The following is a 26,893-nucleotide window of genomic DNA, read 5'->3' on the forward strand; positions in this document are numbered from 1 at the left end:
GGGGTGCGCGCGGTGGGGCGGGCGGCTCGGGGTTCCAGGGGTGCGGTGGTGGGTCAGGGGCGGGCCCGACCCCCGTGCGGGTCCGCCCCTGACGGTCAGCAGTGGAGGGACTCGGCGAAGGTACGGGCGGCGGCGAGGTCGTGGGGGTTGGGGCGGTGCTTGCTGATGCCGCCGACCAGGCGGAAGGGGAGCCAGGTGTCGTGCCCGCGGGCGGTGAAGGTGTCGACGACCTGGAAGCCCTTGGGTGTCAGGAGGCGGGCCAGCGGGCGGGTGAAGGGGCGGAAGCCGGGCTCGGGGAGGCCGCTGGTGGCGAACACGAAGGCCCGGGTGGGGTGTTCGGCTGCCGGCAGGGTGCGGACGAAGTGGCGCAGGCGTGGGTGGAGCCGGCCGGTGAAGACGCCCGAGCCGAAGCCGACCAGGTCGTGGCCGGCGAGGTCGGCCGGGTCGAGTTCCTCCGGTTCGACCACCCGGGCGGCCAGTGGGCGGGCCATGGCCTCGGCGATCCGGCGGGTGTTGCCGTGGGACACCGAGACGCACACGATGACGGCCTTCATGATGATGACGCTCCCTTCGTTCTGCACGTACCCGGATGGACCGGGTGGGGCGGCGGAACGTGACATCGGGAGCGGGGCGTCCGGTGCAAGTGCCGGTTGGCGGGGCCGGGTTCACTTGCCGGCGATGCTCCAGGTGCCGTCGCCGGTCGCGGCGGCGGTGCCCAGCGCGGTCCAGGCGGTGTCGTCCAGCCGGAAGGCGTGGCGGAGGTAGGCGGAGATCGCGTCGGCGACGAGGGTGACGCGGGCGGGGTCCTCGTCGGTGGTCTCGGCGACCCTCTCGCCGGCGATGCCGCCCAGGGTGTGCTCGCCTTCGGCGATGGTGAGCAGGCTCTTCGGGGACGGGCTGAGGTGGTAGGCGTCGGTGAACCACTCCGGTCCGCGGGTGGAGAGGCGGGACCGGTCCCTGCCGCCCGCGACGATCAGGGCCGGGGCGGCCATGGTGGAGTAGTCCGGCCGCATGAACGGAAGGTGCTCGGCGGCGAAGGGGGTGAGGCTGTCGCCGGTGCCGGTCGCGGTGATGAGCGCACCGGCGGTGACCGCCGGGTGGGAGAAGTCCGCTCCGGGCACGCCGTCGGCGTCGAACACCCGCGCCCCGAGGAGTGCACCGGCGGTCTGGGCACCCCAGGAGTGGCCGACGACGGCGATGCGCCCCCGGTCGACCCGGGCGTCCAGGCCGTCCGCCTGGGCGAGGACGTCGTCGAGGCCGTCCAGGATCGCGTGGAGGTCGGCGATCCGGACGCGCCAGATGGCGGCGAAGCGCGGGTCGTCGAAGCCGATGCCGTTGCGGCGGGAGTCCAGGTGGGTGGGCTGCACCACGACGAATCCGGCGGCGGCCCAGCGGTCGACCAGGGGCTCGTACGCGTCCAGGGACCAGGCGTTGCCGTGGGAGAACACGATGACGGGCAGCTGCCGTCCCGACAGTGGGGCGGTGACCTTCACCCGCAGTTCGACGCCGCGGTCGGGCGCGGGGACGCTGATCGGCTTGACCGCGAGGATCCGCTGGTCGGAGTGGCTGGAAGACATGGGGGACCTGCGCCTTCTCCAGGAGACCGCTCTGCCATACTTTGGCGGAGCGCTGTTCCGCCAAGTTAGCGGAACATTGTTCCGCGAGTAAAGGGAGGACCCGTGCCGGAGGCGGTCGGAGTACGGCAGGCACAAGCGCAGCGCACCCGCAGCGGTGTACTGGCGGCAGCGGCGGCGGTCTTCGTGGACCAGGGTGTCCAGGCCCCCATCCGCGACATCGCCGAACGCGCCGGCGTCGGCGTCGGGACGATCTACCGGAACTTCCCGACCCGGGCGGACCTCGTCACCGCCGTCTACCGGCACCAGATCGACACCTGTGCCGCACTCGCGCCCCGGCTCCTGGCGGAATCGGCCACCCCGTTCGCCGCCCTGAGCCGTTGGGCGGACGCGTTCGTGGAGTTCCTGGTGACCAAGCACGGCCTCGGCGCCGCGCTGGGGTCCGGCGACCCAGGGCTGGAGAACCTCCACGCCCTCATGCTCGACACCCTCGTCCCGGCCTGTGCGACGGTGCTCGACGCCTGCGCCGCCGCCGACGAGATCAGCCCCGACATCACCGCCTACCGGCTCATGCGCGCCATCGGGAACCTCTGCATCACCGGCCCCGACTACGACCGGGCCGACGCCAGGCACATGGTCGCCACCCTCCTCGCCGGATGCCGCCGCACGGCATAGGCGGAGGCACCGGGTACGGCGGCGGGCGGCACCGGACGGGCGGCACTGGGTAGGCTGGCGCCCGCTGGTGGCGGCGACGTCAGGGAGGGCCCGTGCGATCCGAAGGCAGCGGCTTCTGTGACCGGAACGACCCTCGGCCGCCCGAGAGTTGTGCCCGGGCCGGGCGGGCCGGGCGGGATGTGGGGGGTGTGCGGGTCACCCGGATCGGCAGCCGGTGGCGGGTCGACCGCCCCCGGCATCCCGGGCTGCGTCCGTTCGTCCACAGCTACGCCGGCTACTGGGAGACGGAGGCCGTGCCGTACCGGGTGCGGCTGGTTCCGACCGGGCGGGCCGTCCTGGTGATCAACATCGCGGAGCCGTTCAGCGAGGTCCGCCGACTGGGCGAGCGGCCCGGGGGGAGCGCCGTGGTCGGCTCGCTGGTCGCGGGTCTGGAGGACGGCCCGCGGGTGTGCGCTCACCCCGGCGGCCAGGAGGCGATCCGCCTGGAGCTGACGCCCCTGGGGGCGTACCGGCTGTTCTCGCTGCCGATGCGCGAGTTGACCAACACGGTGGTCGAACTCGCGGAGGTCCTGGGGCCGGTGGCCGCGGAGCTGGTGGAACGGCTGGCCGGCACCAGGGACTGGGCGGCCCGGTTCGACCTGGTGGACGCCGCGCTGCTGGACCGCCTCGGGCGGGGACTGCGCCCCGCGCCGGAGGTCGCCCAGGCCTGCCGGCTGCTGTCCGAGACCGCGGGCGGGATCCGGGTCGCCCGGCTCGCCGCCGAAGTGGGCTGGAGCCATGGCTACTTGGTCCGCCGGTTCGTCGAACAGGTCGGTCTGACGCCCAAGGGCTTCGCCCGGGTGCTGCGCTTCCACCGTGCCGCGGGGATGCTGTCGGGCGGCGGCGTCGACCTGAACGAAGCCGCGGTGGCCTGCGGCTTCTACGACCAGGCCCACCTCAGCCGGGACGTCCGCGCCCTGGCGGGCCTCACGCCCGGCCGGCTGGCCGCCGCTCACTGGGCGGACGGTGCCGTGGCCCTCTGATCCAGCTGAGGGCAGGTCAGATTCTTCCAATCCAGGCCCGCCGGACCGCCGCTAGGCTCCCGGCTCGGCGCGGTTCCACCCCCGCGGCTGGGGAGGGGTCGATGGTCACGTCACGACGCGGGTCCGGTTTGAGCGCGGTGGCCGCCCTCGCGGCCGCCCTCGTCCTGTGCGGCGCGGTGCTGGTTCCCGCGCCCTCGGCCGAGGCCGCCACGCCGACGGACCTGTGCGCCCCGCAGTACGCGGCCGCCCAGGCCGTCCAGGCCAAGATCAAGAGCCACAACGCCCAGCCGCACGAGTTCCCGCCCGAGCAGAGCGGCGCCCTCGCGGCGTACAACGCCGAGGCGGCGGCGCTCAACGCGGAGAGCGCCAAGGCCGTCGCCGCGTACACCGCCTGCTTCCAGGCGATGATGGCGATGGTCGACGCCACCGGCGCGGGCAGCATGGACCTCAAGGACCTCACCCCGACCAAGCGCACCCAGATCGACGACGCCAAGCGACGCCTGGGCACCGGGTGGACGGCACCGCCCCCGCCCGCCCCCGGGAAGAACTGGCGGGTGCCGAAGACCTCACCGGCCCGACCGCTGTACGACGCCCTCCGGGCGGGGAACCCCGGCAACCTCCCCTACAACTATCTGAAGGGCGGCACCAAGCTGACGGTCGGCCGGCCGGATCCGGCCTATCCGGCGTCCTCCCGGCGGGTCATCATGCCCAATGCGAGGGGCAATCCGAAGATCAGCGCGGACCACATAGTCCCGCTGGCGGAGCTCATGCAGATGCGCGGCTTCACCAAGCTCAGCACCGAGAACATGTTCATCATCAGCCGCGCGCCGGTCAACTTCCAGTGGCTGTCGTCCGCGGCGAACCTGTCGAAGCAGTCGCGCAGCGCGGCCGCCATGACGGGCGTGGATCCCAAGTGGCAGGCGAGTCAGGTCACGTTGGAGAACGAGACGCGCAAGAAGCTCCAGGACATCATCGACCAGCTGCTGAAGAGCCAGGGAAGCTGACATGACAGGGAAGTTGATGTGACAGGGGAGCTGACATGACAGGGAAGTTGATGTGACAGGGAAGCTGACGTGACAGGAGTCGACGCCGCCGGGATCGCCCGGACGCTCCCCGCATGGTCGCTGGCCTTCGTCGAGCCCGGGTCGGAGCGGATCGCCTCGCTCCCCGAACGCTGGCGGCCGATCGCGCTGGCCGACCGACCCGAGGCCCGGTACCGGCTGGCGCGGTCCCTGTGGAACCAGGACTTCCTCGCACTCCTCCCGAGGTTCGCGGCCGCGATGGACGCCCGCTGCGTCGACGTCAGGGCCTGCCTCACGGACGCCTGCGCCGCCCTGGTGTACGTGATGGCCGACGAAGGCGGCGGACTGGTCTCCTGGGTCGGCTACGACCCCCGCAGTTTCGGCCCCGAACCGGAGTTCTGGCCGGCCTTCCCCGAGCCGCTGCGGGATTTCCTGCGCGGAGTGCACGCCGGATTCGTCTCGGGGGGCGACGGGACGTCGTTCGGTCTGGCCCGGCCCGTCCACATGACGACGCTGGCGGAGTTCGCGGACTTCCCCGAGGGCATCCCGGGCTGGGACGAGGACCAGATCGATTCGACCAGGTTGCTGCGGGTCACCTCGGACGGCGGGAACCTGCACTACTGCCTGTCGCCGGAGCTCGCACCGGGGGAGATCGCCCTCGTCGACGCGGGCGAGGTCGACCCGGGGGACTGCGGCGCCGCACTGGACGAACTGATGGTGTCGCACTTCGCGCCGTCGACCCGAGGGCCCGGAGCCGACGGACGGGAGTGCCCACGATGACCCAGGACCCATTCTGGCCGCCCGCACCGGCCGGTCCGCCCGAGATCCCGCGAAGCGCGCCCCGGAAGCGCTGGCCGTACCTGCTCGGCGCGGCCGTGCTGCTGCTGGCGGCGGCGGGCATCGTCGGGTACGTCACAACCGACCGGGCGCCCAGCGAACCGGACCGGGTCCGGCAGCTGGTCGGCCGGTTCGCGACCGCGGTGGACCGGGGCGACGTGGCCGGAAGCGTCGGGATGCTCTGCCCGGAGGAGGCCGGGGACATGGCCGACAGCGACCTCCCGTCCGACGGCGTGAGCCCGTCGGCGGACGAGCAGCAGCCCGCGGCCTCCGGACCGCCGGTCGAGGTCTCCGACGTCAGGATCGAGGGCGACGTCGCGAGCGCCCATGTGACCAGGCCCGGCGTGGACACCACGATCTACCTGCGGAAGGAGGCCGGTGCCTGGTCGGTCTGCGCGCCGGCCGCGGCACGGCTGCCCGGGGCGGCCTCGCCCCGACCCTGAACCGATCTCACCCGGCCGTGGAACAGGTCGCGTCAGCGCTGGCTTGATCTTCAACTACAGGGCTTTCCTCTGTGATTGACGGGCCATCAGGACTCTCGCGATGGCGCCGTCAGGTCAAGTCCGCCAAGGGGTGCGGTGGTTGCCGGCGGGGGAGGCGCAGGGCGAGCAGCGCGCCCGCGGCGGCGACGGCGGCGGTCGCCAGGGCGACCGGGGTCAGGGCGGCGCCCGGCGCGGCACGGCCGGTGACGGTGGTGGCGAGGGCGATGCCCAGGGCCGGGCCGACGTTCATCATGGTCTGCTGGAGGCCGCCCGCGACGCCGGACTGGGCCGCGGGGGCGCCCTGGACGATGACCGACGTGGCGGTGGCCATCACGGTGCCGAGACCGCAGCCGAGCAGCAGGAAGCAGCAGCCGATCGCCGGGTCCCCCGAGTCCGGGCCGAGCCGGGCGGTCAGCAGGATGCCCGCCGTGATCAGCACCATGCCGGCCAGCACGGTGTCGCGTGCGCCGTGGCGCTTGGCCAGCCAGGCCGAGGCGGGCGCGGCGAGGATCATCGTCACCGCGAGCGGCGCCGCCCGCAGGGCGCTGCGCAGCGGGTCGAGGCCGAGGACGTCCTGCAGGAAGTAGGTGGTCGGGAACAGGACGCCCAGCACCGCCGCCGAGGCCGCCAGCAGGGCGCCGAGGGCCGGCCCCACGGCGGGCGAGCGCAGCAGGGCGGCGGGCAGCAGTGGGCGGGCGGTGCGCCGTTCGTGCCGGGCCAGGGCGAGGCCGGCCAGGGCGGCGGCCGCGAGGGTGAGCGCAGTGCCGGGGGACCAGCCGTCGGTCGGCAGGGTGACCAGGGTGTGCACCAGGCAGACCAGGGTGAGCGCGAGCAGGCCCGCGCCCGGCAGGTCGAGGTCCGCCCTCGTCGTACTCGTCGAACTCGTGCAACTCGTGGACCGTGGGGACCTCGCGGGCTCGGCGGGCTCGGTGGGCACCGCGAGGACGGCGAGCAGGGCGGCCGTGGCGGGCAGCAGGCCGAGCAGGAACACTGCCCGCCAGCCGAGGTGGGTGGTGAGCGCCCCGCCGATCAGAGGCCCGGCCGCGGCCGCGAGGCCGATCGCGGCGGTGCGGGCCGCGATGGCGGCGGGCAGCCGCTCGGCGGGCCAGCCGGTCCGCAGCAGGCCGAGGGTGGCGGGCTGGAGCAGGGCGCCGGCCACCCCCTGGGCGATGCGCAGGGCGATGACCCAGCCGATGCCGGGGGCGAGGGCGATCCCGGCCGAGCTGGCGGCGAAGCCCGCCACCCCGAGGGCGAACAGGCGCCGGTGCCCGTACCGGTCGCCGAGCCGGCCGGCGAAGACCAGCAGGGCGGCGACGGTGACCAGGTAGCCGGTGCTGGTCCACTGGACGGCGGCGACGGAGGCGTGCAGATCGCGCTGGAGGGTGGGTTGGGCGACGCTCAGCACCGTGCCGTCGAGGGCGACCAGGACGGCGCCGGTGATGCTGGCGGCGAGGGTGAGCCCCCGGTGGTGCCGCCTCACCGGGGGGCCGGGCCGAGGTGGGCGTCCAGGGTGGCCCGCAGCAGCGGTTCCACGTCCTCGCCGCCGGTGACCAGCCGCAGGCTGCCCCAGGCGCGCAGTTGGGCGAGGCCGTGCAGGTTGGCCCACAGCGCGGCGGTGGCGGGGGTCGGGTCCGCCGACCGCGGGTGGACCTCGGCGACCAGGTCGGCGAAGGTCCGGAACAGCGGCAGGGTGGTGCGGCGCAGCTCGGTGCCGCTGCCCTCCAGCAGGTCGTGACGGAACATCAGCTCGAACATGCCGGGGTTGGCCGCGGCGAAGCCGAGGTACCCGCGGGCGAGTGCGTCGATCCGGGTGCGGGCGTCGGCCCCGGTCGCGGCGGCGAGGGCGTCGGCCCCGGCGAGGGTGTCGGTGAGCCGGCCGAAGCCGTGCCGCGCGACGGCGGCGAGCAGTTCCCGGTGGGTGGGGAAGTGGCGGCGCGGCGCCCCGTGCGAGACCCCGGCGTGCCGGGCGATCTCGCGCAGGCCGAGTGCGTGCACGCCCTCGCGGCTCACCAGCTCGACGCCGGCGGCCACCAACCGGGTGCGCAGGTCCTGATCCTGTTCGGTCATGGACACTGTCTACCCGATCTTCGTAGACAGTGTCTACTCGCCACGGCGGAAACCCGCCGGGCAGAATCGGAGGCATGGACGAAGGCGGCGAGTCGGCCTGTTGGCTGGACCGGGTGTGCCCGGAGTGCGGACGCCTGCGCGAGCGGCCCGGCCCGGGGCCCTGCGAGAACTGCGGCGAGGGTGGGGAGAGCGGCGCCGGCGCGGGCGGCGGCGCGGGCGGGGAGACCGAGCGCGACACCGACGGAGAGCCGGACCAGCTCGGCCGGGGCCGGGGCTGAGCGCCACCGGCCCCGGCCGGGAGGTCCTGACCGGGCCCGCTACTGCGGCGGCTGGTCGCGGAACTGCTCCTTCAGCTTGTCCTGGGCCGTGTCGACCTGGCTGGTGTACTTGCCCTCGGTGCGTTCGTCCACGTAGTCCCCGGCCTTGTCGACTCCCTTGCTGGCCTGGTCCTCGTGGCCCTTCAGCATGCTCTTGAGCTTGTCCAGCATGGACATGTGGTCACCCTCCTGGATGAGACCGCCCCCGCCCCTCCAGGATCACCGCCCGCGGCGTCCTCCGCATTTCGCGGCGCACGGCGTGTGGCGGCCTTGGCAAGCCAGGGCGGTTCGGGTCCAATCGTGAGTCCACGGACCGTCGGAAGGAGCCGCTTTGAAGCCGCGCACCCGTCGCGAGACCTCCCCGCTCGACCCCGCAACCCCGTTACCGCGCCCGCGCACCGCCCGTCACCCGCTGACCCGGACCTCGGCCCTGACCCGGACCCCGACCCTGATCCGCACTCTGACCCGCAACCGCGCGGGCGCCGCGCTGGCCGCCGCCGCCCTGGCCGCTCCGCTGCTGCTGGCCGGCGCGGGCAGTGCCAGCGCCGAGCCGGACCAGGCACGCCGGGGCGCCCGGCTGGCCGAGCGGCTGGTCGAGGCCGGCGACGCCGAGTCCGCCCACCGCACGCTGGCCGCGCTGCAGCGGTTCGCCGACCGCAACGGCGGTACCAGGGCGGCCGGTTCGAAGGGCCACGACGAGTCCGCGCGCTACGTCTACGAGCAGGCGCGGCGGGCCGGGCTCAGGGTGTCCCGGCAGGAGTTCGAGTACACCTTCTTCGAGGCCCGCGCCGAGCACCTTGACGTGCTGTCGCCCCAGGTCGAGTCGGTGCCGGTGCTCGCCATGACGTACTCGGTGAGCGGCCCGGAGGCGGGCCTGACCGCCGAGTTGGGCGTCGCCCCCGTCTCCGCCACCACCGGCTGCGCGGCCGCCGACTACCCGGCCGGCTCCGTCGCCGGGCGGATCGCGCTGATCCGGCGCGGCGGGTGCACCTTCGCCGAGAAGCAGGCGGCCGCGGCGGCCGCAGGTGCCCTCGGGGCGCTGATCTACAACAACACCGACGGAGACCTCAACGGGACGCTCGGCGAGCCCGCCGCCGGCAAGGTCCCGACCGGCGGGATCAGCCGGGCGGCCGGTGAGGCGCTGGCCGCGAAGGCCGCCGCCGGGCCGGTGCGGGTCACCCTGGACCTCCGGACCTTCATGGAGCCGCGCAAGACCTGGAACGTCATCGCCGAGACCCGCGGCGGGGATCCGGCGAACACGGTGATGGTCGGCGCCCACCTGGACTCCGTCCCCGCCGGGCCGGGCATCAACGACAACGGATCCGGCGCGGCCGGCATCCTGGAGGTCGCCAGGAACCTCGGCGTCCGCCCGGTGAAGAACAAGGTCCGGTTCGCCTGGTGGTCCGCCGAGGAGTTCGGCCTCAAGGGCTCCGAGGCGTACGTGAAGTCGCTCTCCGAGGCGGACCGGAAGAAGATCCGGCTCTACCTCAACTTCGACATGATCGCATCCCCCAACTACGCGCAGTTCGTCTACAACGGCTCCGGCAGCGCGGGCGGCGACGCGGGCCCCGAGGGCTCGGCCCAGATCGAGCGGGACCTCACCGACTACCTGGACGGCCGGGAGCTGCCGCACGACCCGTCCGCCTTCAACGGCCGCTCCGACTACGGTCCGTTCATCGACGCGGGCATCCCGGCCGGCGGCACCGACACCGGTGCCGAGGTGATCAAGTCCACCGAGCAGCAGGCCCGTTACGGTGGCACGGCGGGCACCGCCTTCGACGCCTGCTACCACAAGGCCTGTGACGGCCTGGACAACATCGACATGGACGCCTTCGACGTCAACATCGACGTGATCGCCCACGCCGTCGGCACCTATGCCTGGGACCTCTCCTCGCTGCAGCGGCCGGTACCGACCCCGCAGCCGGCCCGGCGCCCGGCCGGTCAGCCGGCCGCCGGAACGGGTATGAGCACCCCGGGAAGTGCCGGATCGGGCAGTGCCGGCACGACCGGCGCCGAGGCCCACGAGGTGGCGGCCTGACGCCCGGGTGGGCCCGCTGCCGTCCTCGGGCGGCGGGCCCACCCGCCCGCCGTACGCGTTCCGTCCATCCGGAGCCCTCCCTCCGTCATCGCCCCTGGTGGGGCCGGGTGCGAGTGACCGTATCGGACACCACTGACAATCGGCCCCCAGCCCTGTACGGTGCCGCGCGGAGCGCGTCCGCCGAGACCCGGTGGGTGCGCCTGGTCCGGTCCTGACACCATGGGATCGAGATCACGACACCGTGACACCCTCGGAGGAGTCAGCAACATGAGCACGCACTACGACGTCGTCGTCCTCGGCGCGGGGCCCGGCGGCTACACAGCCGCCGTCCGCTCGGCCCAGCTGGGCCTGAAGGTCGCGGTCATCGAGGCCAAGTACTGGGGCGGCGTCTGCCTCAACGTCGGTTGCATCCCCTCCAAGGCCCTGCTGCGCAACGCCGAGCTGGCCCACATCTTCACCAAGGAGGCCAAGACCTTCGGCATCAAGGTCGAGGGCCAGGTGACCTTCGACTTCGGCGAGGCGTTCCGCCGCAGCCGCTCGGTGGCCGACGGCCGGGTCAAGGGCGTCCACTACCTGATGAAGAAGAACGGCATCACCGAGTACGACGGCTGGGGCACCTTCGTCGACGACCACACGCTCCAGGTCGCGCTCAGCGGTGGCGGCTTCGACGTGGTCACCTTCGACCACTGCATCATCGCCGCCGGTGCCACCACCCGCCTGCTGCCCGGCACCAGCCTGAGCGAGCGCGTGGTGACCTACGAGGAGCAGATCCTCACCGAGCAGCTGCCGGAGAGCATCATCATCGCGGGCGCCGGCGCGATCGGCGTCGAGTTCGCGTACGTGCTGCACAACTACGGCGTGAAGGTCACCATCGTCGAGTTCCTGGACCGGATCGTGCCGCTGGAGGACGTCGAGGTCTCCACCGAACTGGCCAAGCAGTACCGCAAGCTGGGCATCGAGGTGCTCACCTCGACCCGGGTCGAGTCGATCGACGACAGCGACCCGAACGCCAAGGTCCGGGTCACCGTCACCAAGGACGGGCAGCAGCAGGTGCTGGAGGCCGACAAGGTGCTCCAGGCGATCGGCTTCGCGCCCAGGGTCAACGGCTACGGCCTGGAGAACACCGGGGTCAAGCTCACCGACCGCAACGCCATCGCGGTGGACGGCCGCGGCCGCACCAGCGTCGAGCACATCTTCGCCATCGGCGACGTCACCGCCAAGCTGATGCTCGCGCACGCCGCCGAGACGATGGCCGTGATCGCCGCCGAGACCATCGGTGGGGCGGAGACCATGGAGGTCGACTTCGCGATGATCCCGCGCGCCACCTACTGCCAGCCGCAGATCGCCTCCTTCGGCTACACCGAGGCCCAGGCCCGCGAGCTGGGCCACGACGTCAAGGTCGCCAAGTTCCCGTTCACCGCGAACGGCAAGGCGCACGGCCTCGGCCACCCGATCGGCTTCGTCAAGGTGATCAGCGACGCCAAGTACGGTGAGCTGCTCGGCGCCCACCTGATCGGCCCCGAGGTCACCGAGCTGCTGCCCGAGCTGACGCTGGCCCAGCAGTGGGACCTCACCGTCCACGAGGTCGCCCGCAACGTGCACGCCCACCCGACCCTGGGCGAGGCGGTCAAGGAGGCCATCCACGGTCTCGCCGGTCACATGATCAACATGTGACGACCCGGCAGCCCGACGGGGCGCTCCCGCGCGGCGGTGGCGCCCCGTCGTCGTCAAGCGCTGCCCTGACTACTGCAGTTGGGAGCGCAGCCAGCCCTTGACCTCCGGGGTGACCTCGTCGGTGAGGTCGGTGAACTCCTGGTGCTTGGTCAGGAACTGGGCCACGTAGGGGCAGATCGGCACGATCCGCTGTCCGGCGGCCCGGGTGTCCGTCAGGGCCGCCTGGACCAGCTGTCCGGCCAGGCCGCGGCCGGCGAAGGCCTCCTCGACCAGGGTGTGGTAGAAGACCCGCTGCCCGTCGTGGTCCAAGTACTCGGCGAATCCGGCGAGTTCGCCGTCGACCCGGATCTCGTAGCGGTGCAGCGCGTCCGCCCGCTCGACGACGGGGGTGTTGGGGGTGCTCATCGGGGTGGCCTTCCGTTCGCGGAGCCCGTACGGGCCTTCGGTGCGGGGTCAGGGTATCCCCGGCCCCGCGCGGTCGGCGTACCCGCTTGATCAGAGCGGCTGGTCAGAGCGGCTGGTCAGGGCCGCTGGTCAGGGCCGCTGATCTGGGCCGTTGATCTGGGCCGTTGATCTGGGCGGCTGATCAGGGCAGCAGCAGGATGCGGCCCAGCTGGGCGCGCTCCTCCATGATCCGGTGGGCGGTGGCGGCCTCGGCGAGCGGGATGCGGGCGTGGACGGTGGTCCGCAGCCGGCCGGTCGCGAAGTGGTCGACGGCTTCGTCGACGTCCCGCCGGGCGAGGTCCGGCCGGGCCGCGCGCCAGGCGTTCAGGGAGTAGCCGACGGCGGTGCGAAGCCCGAACAGCCGGGCCGCCGGCACACTGCCCGGCTCGCCGTCGGCGGAGCCGTACAGCACCACCCGGCCGAGCGGGGCCGTCAGTTCGAGGCTGTGTTGCAGGACTTCACCGCCGACCGAGTCCAGGACCACGTCGACGCCCTGCGGCGCGGCCGCCCGTACCCGCTCGGGCCAGTCGGGGGCGAGGTAGTCGACGGCGGCGTCCGCGCCGAGCGCCTTGACGAAGTCGAGCTTGTCGGCCGAGCCGGCGGTGGCGATCACGGTGCCGGCGCCGAGCAGCTTCGCCAGCTGGACGGTCAGGTGGCCGATCCCGCCGGCCGCGGCGTGCACCAGGACGGTCTCGCCCGGCGCCAGCCGGCCGGCCCGCAGGACGCCCAGGGCCACCGGTGCGGCGAGCGGCAGCATGCTGGCGTCGCCGGGGTCGAGGCCGTCGGGCACCGGGGCGAGCCAGGTGGCGTCGGCGATCGAGTACTCGGCGAAGGCGTCCAGGGCGAGCCCGGCGACCCGCTGCCCGAGCAGGCCGGCGTCCACCCCGGGGCCGAGGGCCTGGACCGTCCCGACGACGTCGCCGGTCAGCACGCCCGGCAGCGGCCGGTGGAACACCGATCCGGCCGGTGCCCCGCGGCGGAACCGGGTGTCCACGAAGTTCGCCCCGATCGCCTCGGCGCGCAGCAGGACCTGGCCGGGCCCCGGTTCGGGGACGTCGGCCTCCTCCGGCGTCAGGACCTCGGGGCCGCCGTACCGGTGGTAGCGGATGCGTCGCATGGTGCCCTCCCTCGACGGGCCGGCCCACAGCGAACTGGACCGGCGGTCAACTTCTCCCCGGGACCGTACTGGACCGCCGGTCCAGTTGTCCACGGGTTACCGTACGGGGCACGCGTACGAGACGAACGGGGAAGGGGCAGCCCATGGCGGAGGACCGACGCGAACGCGCCGACGCGGCCCGGAACCGGCGCGCGATCCTGCGCGCCACCGAGGAACTGCTGGCCGGGCACCGGCCCGAGCAGATCTCCATGGAGCAGGTCGCCGGCGCCGCCGGGGTGGGCAAGGGCACGGTCTTCCACCGCTTCGGCAACCGGATGGGCCTGATGCTCGCACTGATGCAGGAACGCGCCCTCGACCTGGACGAGGCCGTCCGCAACGGGCCGCCGCCGCTCGGCCCGGGCGCCCCGCCCCGGGAACGGCTGCTCGCCTTCCTGGACGCCGTGGTCGCCGTGGTCGCCCGCAACAAGAGCCTGCTCGCCGCGCTGGGCCACGCCGTCACCACCGCTCCGCAGCCGCCCGACCAGGCTCCGCGCGGCGCCCACCCGGTCTACCAGGTCTGGCACGCCCACCTCAGCGGGCTGATCGCCGAACAGCGCCCCGACCTGGACGCCGAACTGCTGGCCCACGTCCTGCTCGGCACGATGCACAGCGACCCGATCCTGCGGCTGCTGGAACAGGGCGAGGGGGAGCGGCTCGCCGACGCCCTGCGGGTGCTCGTCACCCCGCTGCTCGACGCGCCCACGGGCTGAGCCGGCCACTGCGGACCGGGCCGGCCACTGCAGACCGGGCCGTTCAGCGGCGACTGGGGCTTCCAGCGACGTCTGGGCCGTTCACCGGCGACCGAGCCGTCCGCCCAGTGGGCCGTCTGCCGGCTGGGTCGTCCACCGACCGAGCCGTCCACCGACTGGGCCGAACGGGCGCGGGCCGGGGCGCACCCGTGCCCCCCGACACCTAGCGTTGGCCCGACGCCCCGCCCCCGCCACCTAGCGTCGGTGGGAGCGACCGGAGGAGCGGAGAGGTCGTTGCGGGTGCGTGCCGCGGAGCCGTACGGGCCGTCACAGCCGCCGTCGGGGCCCGGCACCCAGCTGCCGGTGCTGATCCGCTGCGGCCACCGGTCCTGGCTGATCCCCGTCCTGCTGCCGGCGGCGGTGGTGGTCGTGGAGGCCCTCACGCCCCGCACCTTCGAGTCCCTCGGCTGGCTGGCCCTGGTCCCGGTGGTCGCCGCCGGACTGTGCGGCCCGGCGGTCACCCCGGTCTTCGCCGGGCTCGCGATCGTCGCCTATCCCGGGCTGAACAACGTCTGGGGCACGTCCCACGGGATCGAGGACTTCCTGCTGGTGATCGCCGGCTGCGTCCTCGCCCTGCCGCTCAGCGTCTTCTGGGCCCGGGCCGCCGCCTACGTCCACCATCTCCAGGGCGGCGCGGCCACCGGTTGAGCCGGGGGCCGCGCCGGTCGGTGGTTGCGGAGGGTGAGCGGGGCGGGGTCAGGCCCGTAGCTGGAGCACGGCCGGGCCGGGGCGCGGGATCCGGCTGATCACCGAGCCGATCAGGGTGCCGATCGACACCCCGAACACCGCCGACACGGCGGCCAGCACCGACTGCGCCCCGTTGCCGACCTCGATCTGCGCGGTGTTCAGCAGCCCGAAGGAGCCCGGCACCACGATCCAGAACGCCGGGAGGTAGAGCACTTGCCAGAGCGGGCCGCCGGGCAGCCAGTGCACCACGGTGGCCGCGACGGCGGCGCTGACGGCGCCGGCCAGGCCGCCTATCGCGGCGCCGTGCACCGAGCCCACCACCACCTGCACGGTGACGCTGACCGCGATCACCGCGGCGATCCACGGAATGGCCGAGGGCGGGGTGTTCACATTGACCACGACGCCGGCCACGGCGATCGCCAGCCCCACCCCGATCACCCACCAACTAGGCTTGGCCACCTGAACGTTGGCCAGCGCGCTGGCCGGCATCCCGATCGCGGTGGTAGCCGCCGCCACCCCGGCCAGGAACAGCGCCAGCTGCACCGCGCCGGACACCAGCCGGGCCGTGCCGGCGCTGGCGGCGCCCGCCGCGATCTCCGACAGCCCGGTGACCAACAGCCCGCCCGGCAGCAGGATCGCGAGGGTGGCGACGATCGTGCGCAGCGGCCCCTCCAGCAGGCCGACCCGGGCGAGCGACAGGACGAGCAGCGCCACCAGGAACCCGGCCGTGACGGGCAGCAGCGGGCGCAGCCGGGGCAGTCGGCGGGCCAGCACGGTCAGGCCCGCCACGATCACCGAACCGGCCCCGGCGGCCAGCACGTTCGCCGTCACCGGCTGGAGGAACAGGCAGACGCCCACCCCGACCGGCAGCGCCCCGAGGTCCGCGACCCAGGCGGGCCAGCGGGCCGGTGCCCGGCGGACGCGGTCCAGCTCGTCCAGGGCCCGGGGCCCGTCCAGCTCGCCCGAGCGCAGCCGGTGCACCAGGTGGAGGACGTCCGCGGTCTGCTCGAACCGCAGCGCCGCCCCGACCGGTTGGAACCGGGTGGCGTCCGCGCTGTCGAGGGCGACGAACAGGCCGTTGGTGAGCGCGGCGACCCGTACGTCGGGGGCCCCCGACGCCCGCCCGAGCCCGCGGAGCTCCTCCTCGACCTCATGGACGGGCAGGCCCCCGCCCAGCAGGGCGTCGCCCAGTTCGAGCAGCAGGCGGCGGAGCTGGTCGGCGGGGGCCTCGGCGCCCCGCACCGATGGAGACTTGCTAGACATGGCAGGTATCGTCCCATCCCGCCCGGTTGGGTCCGAATCTGCCCCGGTCTGATCGCTTCCAGGCCGGGGCCGAGTTTCCCTGGGGTGGGGCGGGTGGTGCGCCGGCCGGTCCGCGGGCGCCGGTGAGCCCGCCCGCACTGGTCAGCTCACATATACCAGTCGGTCCACATGTACTGATCAGTTCACATACACCGTCGGTGCGCCGGCCTGGCTGGTGTCGGCGAGCGGGCCGTAGCCGGCCGAGAAGTAGCCGTCGGCGGGGCAGAGGCCGGAGCCGCCGCTCTTGGCGAAGTGCTCGTTGGTGAAGGTCAGGCCCTGACCGCCGTTGTCGGCGCTGCCGGTGAAGGCGCCGCTGAGCTGGTAGGTGCAGGTGATGGTGCCGAACCAGCTGTTCAGGACGGCGGTGGCCTGGATCGGGCCGGCGCTGCCGCCGGTGAGGGTGACGGGCAGCCCGGTGCCGTCGTCGACGGAGAGGCCGTAGGGGAGGGTGTCGACCGTCAGGCTCTGCACCGAGGTGACGCCGGTGACGTTGGCGGTGCACGAGTCGAAGGTCAGCCCGGTCATCGACTCGGTGGCGGTGCCCGGAGCGGCCGGGTTGGTCAGCACCGTGGCGGACAGCTGGGAGGTGGCACAGGTGACGCCGGTCGTGCTGGTGGCGGTCGAGTAGAAGGTCGCGGAGGTGTTGGCGGCGAGCGGCGCGGCGAGCGCGTCACCCGCCGCCACCGCGGTGCCGCCCACGCTGCCGGTGGTGAGCACCGGGCCGGCGGCGTCGGCCGGGGCTGCGGGGGCTGCGGGGGTGGCGGAGGCGGGGGCCGCCGCGGTCAGGGCGAGCGCGGCGAGGGTGGCCAGGGCGAGCGGTGCGGTGCGGCGGGGGAGTGCGCGCATGGGAAAGCCTCTTCTTCGGTGAGGGGCGAGAAGGCGAACTTTCGCTGCTCCCGGGGGTTGGGGGAACGGGGAGCTGACTCCGTTCTAGGACCGTGTCGGTGTGCCGTCAAGGCGCTGCGGCAATGTTGTTGACGTTTCGTCAACAAGCCTGCCGGCTGACGTGCCGGCCGTCCCGTGCCGGGCGCACGTGCCCCGTCGCCGGGCGCCGGGAGCGGCGGCGAGCCGCGCCGACGGGGTGTCAGCGAAATGCCGGTGCGCTGTCAGAGTCCTGACAGCGGCGGACGGAAGACTCCGTGCCGTCGGACCGGACGAGTCCTGTGGTTCCCACGATCCGCATGGCGTCCTCGTGCCGTGTGGATCATCCGTCCCCTCCGACATGCCCGTCCCCTCCGACATGCCCGACCCCTGTGACATGCCCGACCCCTGCGACCGACGAGAGAGCCGCCCGTGCCCCGACCGCGTTCCACCACCCTCCGCGCCGCAGCCGCCACGGCCGCCGGCCTGTTGCTGGCCGCCCTGACCCCGGCTGCCGTCGCGGCCGCCGCGCCCGTCCCGCCCGTGCCGGCCCTGAGCTGGTCGAAGCCCTGCGCCCCCGGCTTCCAGTGCGACACCGCCCGGGTGCCGCTGGACCACCGGGCCCCGCGCGGCCGTTCGATCGAGCTGGCGCTCATCCGCCGCCCCGCCGACGATCAGGGGCACCGGGTCGGCACGCTGTTCTACAACCCGGGCGGACCGGCGATCCCCGGCACCGCGGCGCTGCCCGCCGCGGCCCCGCTGTTCCCCGCGGAGGTGCGCAGGCGCTTCGACATCGTCAGCTTCGACCCGCGCGGCGTCGGCGCCTCCACCACCCTGCAGTGCTTCCCCGGCCCGGCCGCCGAACAGGTCCTGCTCGGCGGACTCCCCGCGGGCTACCCGGTCGGCGCCGAGCAGCAGTCGCGCTGGGCCGACACCTATGCCCAACTGGGCCACCGGTGCGCCGCGAACGACCGCACCGGCCTGCTCGCCCACCTGTCCACCGCGGACGTCGCCCGCGACCTCGACCTGCTGCGCCAGGCCGTCGGCGAGCGGCGGCTCAACTACCTCGGCACCTCCTACGGCACGTACCTGGGCGCCACCTACGCCAACCTCTTCCCCGGCCGGGTCCGCGCCATGGTCCTGGACAGCGGTGTCGACCCGGTCGCCTGGTCCACCGGCCGCACCCCGCAGGACCGCGCTCTGCCGCCCTTCCTGCGCACCGGCAGCGACCTCGGCTCGGCCCGCACCCTGGACGACTTCCTCGACCGCTGCGGCGCCGCGTCCCCGGCGGACTGCGCCTTCTCGGTCGGCAGTCCGGCGGCGACCCGGGCCGAGTACAGCGGGCTGATGGACCGCCTGGAGCGCGGCCCGGTCACCGTCGGCACCGGGCCGCAGGCCGTCACCTACGACCGGGCGACCGCCGTCTCGGCCATCGCCCCGCTGCTCTACTCCGCCCAGCCGGAGCCGGCGTTCCACAGCCCCGGCTGGGCGGCCCTGGGCCAGCAGCTGCAGAGCCTGTGGACCGCCGCGGACACCCCGGCCGCACCGCAGCCCACCGGCGCGCCGCCGTACCAGACCCAGGTCCTCGGCGTGCTGTGCGCCGACACCGCCAACCCGCCCGCGGACGCCGACTACCCGGCGCTCGCCGACCTCGCCCAGGCGCGCTCCGGCGCCCTCGGTCCGTACTGGGTCTGGCAGACCCAGCGCTGCGCGGGCTGGCCGGCCGAGGCCGCCCGGGACCGCTACGACGGGCCCTGGGACCGTCGCACCGCCGCGCCCGTGCTGGTCGTCGCCAACACCGGCGACCCGGCCTGGCCCTACCAGGGCTCCCGCACGCTGGCCGACACCCTGGCCCGGGGCCGGCTGCTGACCGTCGACGGCCCGGGCCACACCGTCCTCGGCAACCCGAGCGCCTGCGCCGCCGGCTACGAGGAGCGCTACCTGCTGGACGGCGAACTCCCGCCGCCCGGCCAGGTCTGCGCACCGGACGGGCCGCCGTTCCCGTAGCGGTTCGGGGACGGGCGAGGAGGGCTCGGCGGCATCGAGCGGGACCGACGAGAGGGGCGGCCCCGGGCGGGACCAGGACCGGGGCGGCTGAGCGGGCGGATCTGCGTCATCGCCGGTGCGGGCGGAGCCATCGCCGACGCCGTCGCGGGGCGGTTCGCCGCCGAGGCCGGGCAGGTGGTCGGAATCGACCGACAGCCGCTGGACGTCGGCCTCCGAGCTCCCCGTCCACGGCGGCATCCGCGCCGCGTACACCGTCCCCGAGCACTGAGCCCCCTGGTTCAGGGCTTGCCTCCATCGTCGTCCTCCGAGCGCTCACCGCCCCGGGTACGGTGCCGCCGCAGGTACCAGACCAGGAGGGCGACGGCGACGAGCACGGCGATCGTGAGGGCGGCGACCCGGCCGACGGTGCCCTCGACCCGGGCGTAGGCGGCCCCGGCGAAGTAGCCCAGAAGGGTGAACCCGATGCCCCAGGCGAGCCCGCCGAGGGCGTTGTAGAGCAGGAAGCGGCGGTACGGCATCCGGGACATCCCGGTCAGCGAGGGCACCAGCGGGCGGAAGAAGGCGATGAACCGGCCGACGAAGACGGCGGCCGGACCGCGTCGGCGGATCAGGTCCTGCACCGAGTCGACCGGCTTGGCGTGGCGCCGCAGCGGGCGGGTGCGCAGGATCGCCGGGCCGAGGTGCCGCCCGATCTCGTAACCGGCGGAGTCCCCGAGGACGGCCGCGCAGACCACGACCAGGACCATCCAGCCGAGCGAGACGCTGCCCTGGTGGGCGATGAAGCCGCCGATGACGGCGGCGGTCTCGCCGGGGATGAAGAAGCTGAAGAACAGGGCGTCCTCGGTGAAGACCATGCCGCCGACGACCGCGTACACGACCGGGCCGGACAGGCCGCGCAACCAGTCGGTGATCGAGTGCATCCGCCACACCCCGTCGGCGATCGGGCCCCTTTCCGCCCCAATGTAACGCTTGTCCGGATCGGGCCTCAGCCCCCGGCGGCCGGCAGCCGCCCCATCCGGTGCAGCAGACGGACCTGGAGTGATGCGTCCCGGGTCGGCGCCCCCTCGGGGGCGGCGAAGAACCGGTGGGTCGTCCCGGCGGCGGTGGGCGTCTCCGGCAGGCCGGCGTAGACGGCGTCGAGATTCCCGTCGATCCACCGGACGAGCTCGGCGTCGAGGGCGTCGTCCAGACCGAGGGCCCGTGCGAGGTCCCAGGAGTGGACGGTGCTGTCCGTGATCCGCACGGCGAGCGCCTGCCGCCCAGCCACCGGACCCAGGGGATAGTCCAGGACCCGCTCCAGAGCACCGACCCGGCCGAACTCCCGCGCCACCTCCCCGACGGACCGGACGTAGGCCTCCAGCGGATCGGCGCCGAGCGCGTCGACGTCCCGTAGCCGCAGGAACTCCGCCGCGTCGCCACCGTGCAGCAGACGCACGTAGGCGAGGTTCCCTCGGGTCATGTGGTTGACCAACTGCCGCACGTTCCACTCCGCGCACGGGGTCGGCGCGGCCCACTGTCCGCCTCGGACGCATCGCAGCCGCCGCTCGAATTCCCCACTGGACAGCAGGAACCGGTCGATGAGCCCGTCGAAGGTACTGGTCATGCACCCCAGCATGTCGGCCGCACGCCGCCGGGACCGGCGGCTATCGGACATCGACGCAAAACCCGCGACCCCGCCCATGAGAGGCTGGCCGCCGGCTTTCCTGGCCGAGCGTTGACCGAACGTATGCCGCCCACTGCTTCGATCGAGCATCACTCGACACTCGACGTCTCCTGATGAGGCGCCGTGAGATTTGAGGAACGGAATGCTCGACCGTCATATACGTTCACAGTTGGGAAAAAGGTCGCCGATGACGCGATCTTTCCCGGCGCGCATAGCTGTCGTCCTGGCGCTCGCTCTGATCGCCGTGCTCGCGCAGACACTCCCGACGTTCGCACCGCGCGCCTCCGCCGCGATCACAGATGCCACGGTGGCGACCTGGAACATGCGCGGGGGCACGGCGAAATGGTCGAACCCCGACGACCTGCCCCACCTCCTGGACCGGTACCACGTGGTCGCGTTGCAGGAGCATCCCGACACCGTGCCGCCCGGCATGGTACAGACGGACGTGAAGTTCGTGCGTCCGGGGTTCGACACCGATACGCCCGGGTGGAACGACGACGCAGACGGCGCGTTCCGAGTCGTCACGTACCAGTGGACCCACCCGCAGAACGGCCGTGTCTACTACGTCTATTTCCTGGAAACCCCTCGAAATGGCCGGGCGTTGGTGACGGTCAGCGATCGGGCTGCAGTCGCAGTAGGTGTTCTTCCGGCGGTGGGGGGTGTTGCCAATCCCCGCCCTGCGTTCGGTATCCGCCGCGATGACGCTTGGTTCTACAACATTCACGCAGACTCCCCAGGAGGCCCGGATGCCCCTGGCCTGGTTCAGGCCGTTGCGAACAAGTACCCAGGTCCGGCGGCCTTGTGGACAGTGATAGGCGATTTCAACCGGGAGCCCGACACACTTCCGCTGGGGCTGGGCGGGCCCGGGACTCAGATCATCGACTCCGGACTCCCGACGTACGAGGTACCGAACCCTGAGTCGGAATACGACTACATGGTTGCTCACGGGCTTCAAGCCGACCACGAGTATGCGGCACGCCGCCTCACATATATGGAGAGCTCCGACCACTACCCCGTTTCCTTCGCCGTCGACCCGCGCGGTCGGGGTCAGGACTGCAACCGACCAGGCCCTCCGGTTCCCGGGCCCGCTCCCGCCCAGGCACCGGTCGTACCCAGGTCGACTCCGCCCTCCGAGGCCGGTGCGGACATCGCCGTGCACACGTCTGCGACGGACTGCGCTCCGTCCAAACCCAAGGCGATCGTGTCGATGGGCGACAGCTACATCTCCGGCGAGGGCGGCCGGTGGGCGGGCAACGCGCTGACCAAGCAGGACGGGGACGTCTGGGGAACGGACCGGCGGTCGCGGTGCCAGGCGGGGCAGGACTGCGTCTACGACACCACGTCCTACGACAACGGCGGCAACCACTGTGACCGCTCCGACATCGCCCCCGTCAAGGGGACCGAGTTCGAGGGCATCCCGGTGGAGCGGCGGTTCAACCTCGCCTGCTCGGGCGCGACGACCAAGGACATCCTCTCGGAGTCACACAACGGCGAGAAGCCGCAGATCCAGCAGCTGGCCGACCTCGCCCGCACCCACGACATCCGGATGATCGCGGTGTCCATCGGCGGCAACGACCTGGACTTCAGCGGGATCGTCACGGACTGCGCAAAGGCCTACTACTACTGGGAGGAGATCTGCTCCTCCCCCAACAAGGCGGCTCAGATCGCCCGCAAGGTCGACGCGGTGAGGGCGGACATCGTCAAGACGCTCGCCGCGATCCGCTCCACGATGAGCCAGGCCGGCCAGTCGGGCTACCAGTTGGTGCTCCAGTCCTATCCCAACCCGATTCCGGTTGCGGCCGATTTCCGCTACCCCTCCGGCGCGGTCACCGACGCGCGCTTCCGTAAGGGAGGCTGCCCGTTCACCGATCCCGACGCCGACTGGGCGCACAAGACGCTGGTGCCGCAGATCAGCGACATGCTGCGGCAGGCTGCGGGGACCGTCGGGGCGAGGTTCCTGGACGTCCAGAACGCCTTCGTCGGGCACGAGTTGTGTTCCAAGAACGCGGATCAGGCGTCAGCGGAGAACAACAACGGAAACCCGTTGCCGGCCTCGAAGGCCGAGTGGGTCCGCTGGGTCCCGTACATTCCGAAGGCCGGGTGGATCACGCCCAACGCGCAGGGCGACGTCCAGGAGGCCGTCCACCCCAACGCCTTCGGACAGCAGGCGTTGTCGCAGTGCCTGACCGAGTTCGGCAAGGTGGCCGCCAGGAGCAAGAGCTACGCCTATATCTGTGCGGGTTCGGGCGGCGATCTGAAGGTCGATCCCGACAACGTCCGGATTCGTGAGGGCGTCGTCCGGCTGCGCAACGCCCGGACGGGCGAGGTGCTGGACGCGGCGGGAACGGGCAAGGACGACTACCTCGTCACCCGTCCCGACGACGGACGGGCCAGCCAGCGGTGGCTGCTCCACAACGTGGGCCAGAAGCTGACGTTGCAGGCGCAGCACAATGGGCGTTACCTGACCCTGTGGCACAACTTCCTCAGCGGTAGGAACTGGGCGTCCCTGGGCGGCGACCAGCTCGGCTGGTTCCACTCGGGGACCCCAGACGGCCGGATCGCGCTGTCCCTGGACCAGAGCGACGGGTCAGCCTGCCTCACGCAGGATCCGGGGCAGCGGTCTAGTGACACGAACTGGGTCGGCATCGATCCCTGCCCCAAGGGTGTCAATGAGAACCAGTTCTGGTACATCGACTACCCCGGGGAGGTGGCCGTCACCCCGCGCGACCCGGACCCCGGGACGGACCCGCGCGAGGGTCAGCAGGTGGAGCTGCGGTCGGCCACCGGTATGGCCGTTGACCTGAGCGGCAGCAGCACCGCCGCCGGGACGAGCGTCCAGGCGTACGGGCCCAACGGCAGCGGTGCCCAGCACTGGGTGATGCGCTCGCTGGGCGGCGGGAACTGGCGGATCGCCTCCTCACTGGATCCGGGCATGGTGGTCGACCACGATCCCGGGCCGCACACCACTCACCTCATCCGGACCGAGGAGGGCAACGCCAACCAGGTCTGGCAGCCGAAGGGCGCCGGCAACGGCTGGTACACCCTGGTCAGTTCCGCCGACGGCGGCTGTCTGACCGCGGGCAACCCGGGCGAGGCGCTCGCCGTGACGGCCTGCGACGCGAACAGTCAGGCCCAGCGGTGGAAGCTCCGGGAGACCGGGACGGGCACGCAGGTGGGCACGATCCGAGGGCTGGGCGGCAAGTGCGTGGAGCCGCGCGGCGGCAGCCGGGACGACCGGACCCCGATCCGGCTCACGGACTGCACCGGCTCCGACGGGCAGGCGTGGACGGTGACGGACGACGGCACGCTGCAGGCGCTGGCCAAGTGCCTGGACGTCGACGGCGGGCGCGTCGACAGCGGGACGGCCATCCAGTTGTACACGTGCAACGGCTCCGCCTCCCAGAAGTGGTTCTACAGCGCGCGGCAGGAACTGCGGAACCCGAACTCCGGCAAGTGCCTGGACGTCCCCGGCTCGGACACCGGCCGACCGCTGCAACTCTACGACTGCAACCGGAGCGACGCCCAGAAGTGGCAGCTGGCGACCCCCCCGGTGGGCCAGCCCGACGGCGGTGACGCGGGCGATCCGTTCGACGCCTCCCCGGACAACCGTGGCACCAAGCCCGCCGCCTCGGGCGACTGCCGTCCCGAGGGCATGACGCCGACCCAGGGCGTCGCGGCGCGGTACTGCGACGTGTACGACGGCGCTGGCCGCGAGTGGGTCGGCAACGACCGCACCCGGCGCGTGGTGGGCTACTTCACCGGATGGCGCGCGGGGAAGAGCGGCGACCCGAAGTACCTGGCGTCGAACATCCCCTGGTCGAAGGTCACCCACGTCAACTACGCGTTCGCAGACGTCAAGGACAATCGGATCGACATCGGCGACCCGAACGACCCTGCCAACCCGGCGACCGGCATGACCTGGCCGGGAGAGAAGAACGCGATGGACGCCTCGCTGCCGTACAAGGGGCACTTCAACCTGCTGAACACCTACAAGAAGAAGCATCCGGCGGTGAAGACGCTGATCTCGGTCGGCGGCTGGGCGGGCACCCGGAGCTTCTACGCGATGGCCACCAACGCCGACGGTTCGGTGAACCAGGTGGGCATCGACGCGTTCGCGGACTCCGTCACCGCCTTCCTGGACCGGTACGGCTTCAACGGCGTCGACATCGACTACGAGTACCCGACGGCGTTGCCCGACACCGGCAACCCGTTGGACTGGGACGTCTCCAACCCGCGCCGCAAGGGCCTCCAGCAGGGCTACAACGCCCTGATGAAGACGCTGCGGGAGAAGCTGGACCGCTCCGGCGCGGAGAAGGGCCGCTACTACCTGCTGACCTCGGCCGGCTCCTCGTCGGGCTACCTGGTGCGCGGGTTGGACGCCGGGCAGTCGCTCCAGTACCAGGACTTCGTCAACGTCATGACCTACGACCTGCACGGCTCCTGGAACAAGTTCGTCGGCCCGCAGGCCCCGCTGTACGACGACGGGCGCGACAACGAGCTGGCGGACGCCGGGATCTACGACGACCAGGCGCCCGACACCAAGGACTTCCAGAAGGAGGGCTACTTCAACACCGACTGGGCCTACCACTACTACCGGGGCGCCCTGCCGCCCGGCCGGATCAACCTCGGCATCCCGTACTACTCGCGCGGCTGGCGCGACGTCCAGGGCGGCACCGACGGGCTGTGGGGCACGGCCGCGATGCCGGACCAGGCGCAGTGCCCGCTGGGCACCGGCGGCCGGGGGCCCGCCAACGCGCAGTTCTGCGGGATGGGCGCGGTCGGGATCGACAACCTCTGGCACGACCTGGAGAACGAGCGGGAGGTCGGCGCCGGGTCCAACCCGCTGTGGCACACCAAGAACCTCCAGGACGGCCGAACCCCCGGCTACCTGCGCTCCTACGGCGTCGACACCGGCCTGACCAGCGGGCAGCTGACCGGCACCTACGCGCCGAAGTACTCAGACGCGCTCCAGGCGCCCTGGCTGTGGAACGACACCAAGAAGGTGTTCCTGTCCACCGAGAACGAGAAGTCGATCGACGCCAAGGCGAAGTACATCGTCGACAAGGGCATCGGCGGCGCGATGATCTGGGAGCTCGCCGGCGACTACGCCCAGCGGCCGGGCGGGGAATGGGGCATGGGCTACGACCTGACCACCCGCCTGGACGAGGTCCTCAAGGGCGCCGGCGCCGCCGGCAACACCAAGGCCGGCGGGCGGGCCCAGCCCGCCGAGGTGATCGACGTGAAGGCCGAACTGGTGGAGTTCCCCACCGGGAAGGACGACTTCTACCCCGTCCAGCCGAAGCTGCGGATCACCAACAACTCCGGCGTCACCCTCGCCCAGGGCACCGAGATCTCCCTCGACCTGCCCACCTCGATGCCGCCGGTCGTCAAGGACAACGACTACAAGGAGATGAAGGGCCTCGTGCCCGGCCACACCGGCCCCAACACCGGCGGCCTCAAGGGCGACTTCCACCGCCTCACCCTCACCCTCGGCTACTGCGAGGACCTGGCGCCGGGCAAGTCCCGGGACATCGACCTGAAGTACTACCTGCCGATCACCGGGCCGTCCAACGTGACGTTCAAGATCGGCGGCCGGGAGTACGGCTCGACCGGCGACCAGCGCCGCGACGTCCGCACCGTGACACCGCCGGCCCCCACCGCGGGCAGCTCCTGCCAGGCGCCGGACTGGAAGCAGGACCAGGTCTACCGGCCCGACGGCGGACGGCTGTGGCGGATGTACGACAAGGGCGACAGGGGCTGGATGTTCGAGTACGGCGACAGCCAGGCCGGCAAGCCCATGATGATCGACAACAACCCGGACCAGTCCCGGGCGCACCTCGTGGAGCTGAACGAGCAGAACCCCAACCAGTACTGGCAGATCCAGAACGCGGGCGGCGGCCTCTACACCGTCGCCGGCGGCGGCAGGTGCCTGACCGCCACCACCTCCCGGCAGGACATCGCCTCGCTCCCGTGCGACGGGCGGACCGAGCAGAAGTGGCGGCTCGTCCCGATCGCCGACAACGGCAGCGAAGGCGCACCCGGCGGGCCCGAGCACAACGGCCTGTTCAAGCTGCGCTCCGCCGGCGGCAACGACATCGAGGTCTCCGGCGGCTCCACCGTGCGGGAGACCCACCTCCTCGCCGGCGACCCGGCCGCCTCGACGGCCGCGTTCGTGAAGTACCAGGGCTACTACTGGTACGCCCAGTGGTACACCACCGCCGCCCCCGGCACGGCGGAGGCCAACGGCGGCCGACCCTGGAAGAAGCTGAGCCCGGCGCCGTAACCCCGGGAACCGGCCGGCCGGGCACCGTACTTC

23 protein-coding genes are annotated in these 26,893 nt (G+C 72.7%); 12 read left to right on the plus strand and 11 right to left on the minus strand.

From position 1 onward, the window contains the following. Window positions 1-95: 95 nt before the first annotated feature. Window positions 96-554: a flavodoxin family protein gene (locus ACFWIS_RS06070; RefSeq protein WP_380458166.1), complete on the minus strand. Its 459-nt coding sequence runs from the start codon at window positions 552-554 to the stop codon at window positions 96-98. A gap of 111 nt (window positions 555-665) precedes the next feature. Next, window positions 666-1,577 (minus strand): alpha/beta hydrolase family protein, encoded by a 912-nt coding sequence (locus ACFWIS_RS06075; RefSeq protein WP_380458168.1) that lies wholly within the window; start codon window positions 1,575-1,577, stop codon window positions 666-668. Between the two features lie 102 nt (window positions 1,578-1,679). On the opposite strand from ACFWIS_RS06075, the gene ACFWIS_RS06080 reads away from it, so the two are divergent. The 5 genes from ACFWIS_RS06080 (at window position 1,680) to ACFWIS_RS06100 (ending at window position 5,573) form a co-directional block, all read left to right on the plus strand. Beyond that, window positions 1,680-2,249 (plus strand): TetR/AcrR family transcriptional regulator, encoded by a 570-nt coding sequence (locus ACFWIS_RS06080; RefSeq protein ID WP_380458170.1) that lies wholly within the window; start codon window positions 1,680-1,682, stop codon window positions 2,247-2,249. A 188-nt stretch (window positions 2,250-2,437) separates the two neighbouring features. Beyond that, complete coding sequence (locus ACFWIS_RS06085; protein ID WP_380458171.1) at window positions 2,438-3,271, plus strand: helix-turn-helix domain-containing protein; 834 nt, start codon at window positions 2,438-2,440, stop codon at window positions 3,269-3,271. 101 nt (window positions 3,272-3,372) lie between these two features. Further along, window positions 3,373-4,275, plus strand: coding sequence for a hypothetical protein (locus tag ACFWIS_RS06090; protein ID WP_380458173.1), 903 nt, complete (start codon window positions 3,373-3,375; stop codon window positions 4,273-4,275). Window positions 4,276-4,344: 69 nt separating this feature from the next. Beyond that, window positions 4,345-5,073, plus strand: a complete 729-nt coding sequence (locus ACFWIS_RS06095; RefSeq protein WP_380458175.1) for a hypothetical protein — start codon at window positions 4,345-4,347, stop codon at window positions 5,071-5,073. Next, window positions 5,070-5,573 (plus strand): hypothetical protein, encoded by a 504-nt coding sequence (locus ACFWIS_RS06100; protein ID WP_380458177.1) that lies wholly within the window; start codon window positions 5,070-5,072, stop codon window positions 5,571-5,573. The genes ACFWIS_RS06095 and ACFWIS_RS06100 overlap by 4 nt, the downstream gene beginning before the upstream one ends. A 109-nt stretch (window positions 5,574-5,682) precedes the next feature. Here ACFWIS_RS06100 and ACFWIS_RS06105 read toward each other — a convergent pair whose 3' ends face one another. Both ACFWIS_RS06105 and ACFWIS_RS06110 read right to left on the minus strand, forming a co-directional pair. Further along, entirely contained in the window at window positions 5,683-7,092 is a 1,410-nt protein-coding gene (locus tag ACFWIS_RS06105) for an MFS transporter (protein ID WP_380458179.1), read from the minus strand. After that, window positions 7,089-7,679 (minus strand): TetR/AcrR family transcriptional regulator, encoded by a 591-nt coding sequence (locus ACFWIS_RS06110; RefSeq protein WP_380458181.1) that lies wholly within the window; start codon window positions 7,677-7,679, stop codon window positions 7,089-7,091. Before ACFWIS_RS06110 ends, ACFWIS_RS06105 begins: the two co-directional genes overlap by 4 nt. A gap of 74 nt (window positions 7,680-7,753) precedes the next feature. Between ACFWIS_RS06110 and ACFWIS_RS06115 the strand changes: the two genes are divergently transcribed. Next, window positions 7,754-7,957, plus strand: coding sequence for a hypothetical protein (locus tag ACFWIS_RS06115; protein ID WP_380458183.1), 204 nt, complete (start codon window positions 7,754-7,756; stop codon window positions 7,955-7,957). 39 nt (window positions 7,958-7,996) lie between these two features. Here the strand turns inward: ACFWIS_RS06115 and ACFWIS_RS06120 are convergent, their stop codons facing one another. Further along, window positions 7,997-8,173: an antitoxin gene (locus ACFWIS_RS06120; protein ID WP_380458184.1), complete on the minus strand. Its 177-nt coding sequence runs from the start codon at window positions 8,171-8,173 to the stop codon at window positions 7,997-7,999. A 274-nt stretch (window positions 8,174-8,447) separates the two neighbouring features. Here ACFWIS_RS06120 and ACFWIS_RS06125 point away from each other — a divergent pair, with 274 nt between their 5' ends. After that, window positions 8,448-10,034 (plus strand): M28 family peptidase, encoded by a 1,587-nt coding sequence (locus ACFWIS_RS06125; RefSeq protein ID WP_380458225.1) that lies wholly within the window; start codon window positions 8,448-8,450, stop codon window positions 10,032-10,034. A 267-nt stretch (window positions 10,035-10,301) separates the two neighbouring features. Next, window positions 10,302-11,708 (plus strand): dihydrolipoyl dehydrogenase, encoded by a 1,407-nt coding sequence (gene lpdA / locus ACFWIS_RS06130; protein WP_380458186.1) that lies wholly within the window; start codon window positions 10,302-10,304, stop codon window positions 11,706-11,708. Window positions 11,709-11,777: 69 nt separating this feature from the next. Here the strand turns inward: lpdA and ACFWIS_RS06135 are convergent, their stop codons facing one another. Both ACFWIS_RS06135 and ACFWIS_RS06140 read right to left on the minus strand, forming a co-directional pair. After that, a complete protein-coding gene (locus ACFWIS_RS06135) occupies window positions 11,778-12,113 on the minus strand; it encodes a GNAT family N-acetyltransferase (protein WP_380458188.1) in 336 nt (111 codons plus the stop codon). Window positions 12,114-12,294: 181 nt separating this feature from the next. After that, a complete protein-coding gene (locus tag ACFWIS_RS06140; RefSeq protein ID WP_380458190.1) occupies window positions 12,295-13,269 on the minus strand; it encodes a zinc-binding alcohol dehydrogenase family protein in 975 nt (324 codons plus the stop codon). A gap of 143 nt (window positions 13,270-13,412) precedes the next feature. Between ACFWIS_RS06140 and ACFWIS_RS06145 the strand changes: the two genes are divergently transcribed. Continuing rightward, window positions 13,413-14,018, plus strand: a complete 606-nt coding sequence (locus ACFWIS_RS06145) for a TetR/AcrR family transcriptional regulator (protein ID WP_380458192.1) — start codon at window positions 13,413-13,415, stop codon at window positions 14,016-14,018. A gap of 279 nt (window positions 14,019-14,297) precedes the next feature. After that, window positions 14,298-14,705 carry a hypothetical protein gene (locus tag ACFWIS_RS06150; RefSeq protein ID WP_380523490.1) on the plus strand — a complete coding sequence of 136 codons (408 nt, stop codon included), beginning with the start codon at window positions 14,298-14,300 and terminating at the stop codon, window positions 14,703-14,705. Between the two features lie 48 nt (window positions 14,706-14,753). Here the strand turns inward: ACFWIS_RS06150 and ACFWIS_RS06155 are convergent, their stop codons facing one another. Together ACFWIS_RS06155 and ACFWIS_RS06160 are read right to left on the minus strand one after the other, a co-directional pair. Further along, on the minus strand, window positions 14,754-16,007 hold the full coding sequence (locus ACFWIS_RS06155; protein WP_380458196.1) for a threonine/serine exporter family protein: 1,254 nt from the start codon (window positions 16,005-16,007) through the stop codon (window positions 14,754-14,756). 177 nt (window positions 16,008-16,184) lie between these two features. Further along, window positions 16,185-16,892 carry a Tat pathway signal sequence domain protein gene (locus ACFWIS_RS06160; protein WP_380458198.1) on the minus strand — a complete coding sequence of 236 codons (708 nt, stop codon included), beginning with the start codon at window positions 16,890-16,892 and terminating at the stop codon, window positions 16,185-16,187. Window positions 16,893-17,339: 447 nt separating this feature from the next. On the opposite strand from ACFWIS_RS06160, the gene ACFWIS_RS06165 reads away from it, so the two are divergent. Next, on the plus strand, window positions 17,340-18,914 hold the full coding sequence (locus ACFWIS_RS06165) for an alpha/beta hydrolase (RefSeq protein WP_380458200.1): 1,575 nt from the start codon (window positions 17,340-17,342) through the stop codon (window positions 18,912-18,914). Window positions 18,915-19,192: 278 nt separating this feature from the next. On the opposite strand, the gene ACFWIS_RS06170 is transcribed toward ACFWIS_RS06165, so the two are convergent. Then, complete coding sequence (locus ACFWIS_RS06170; RefSeq protein WP_380458202.1) at window positions 19,193-19,834, minus strand: DedA family protein; 642 nt, start codon at window positions 19,832-19,834, stop codon at window positions 19,193-19,195. A 65-nt stretch (window positions 19,835-19,899) separates the two neighbouring features. After that, a complete protein-coding gene (locus tag ACFWIS_RS06175; protein ID WP_380458204.1) occupies window positions 19,900-20,517 on the minus strand; it encodes a TIGR03086 family metal-binding protein in 618 nt (205 codons plus the stop codon). Window positions 20,518-21,784: 1,267 nt separating this feature from the next. On the opposite strand from ACFWIS_RS06175, the gene ACFWIS_RS06180 reads away from it, so the two are divergent. Then, window positions 21,785-26,860 carry a glycosyl hydrolase family 18 protein gene (locus tag ACFWIS_RS06180; RefSeq protein ID WP_380458206.1) on the plus strand — a complete coding sequence of 1,692 codons (5,076 nt, stop codon included), beginning with the start codon at window positions 21,785-21,787 and terminating at the stop codon, window positions 26,858-26,860. The last annotated feature ends 33 nt before the right edge of the window (window positions 26,861-26,893 follow it).

The organism is Kitasatospora sp. NPDC127060, from assembly GCF_042724935.1.
In the GTDB taxonomy this organism is placed as follows: domain Bacteria; phylum Actinomycetota; class Actinomycetes; order Streptomycetales; family Streptomycetaceae; genus Kitasatospora.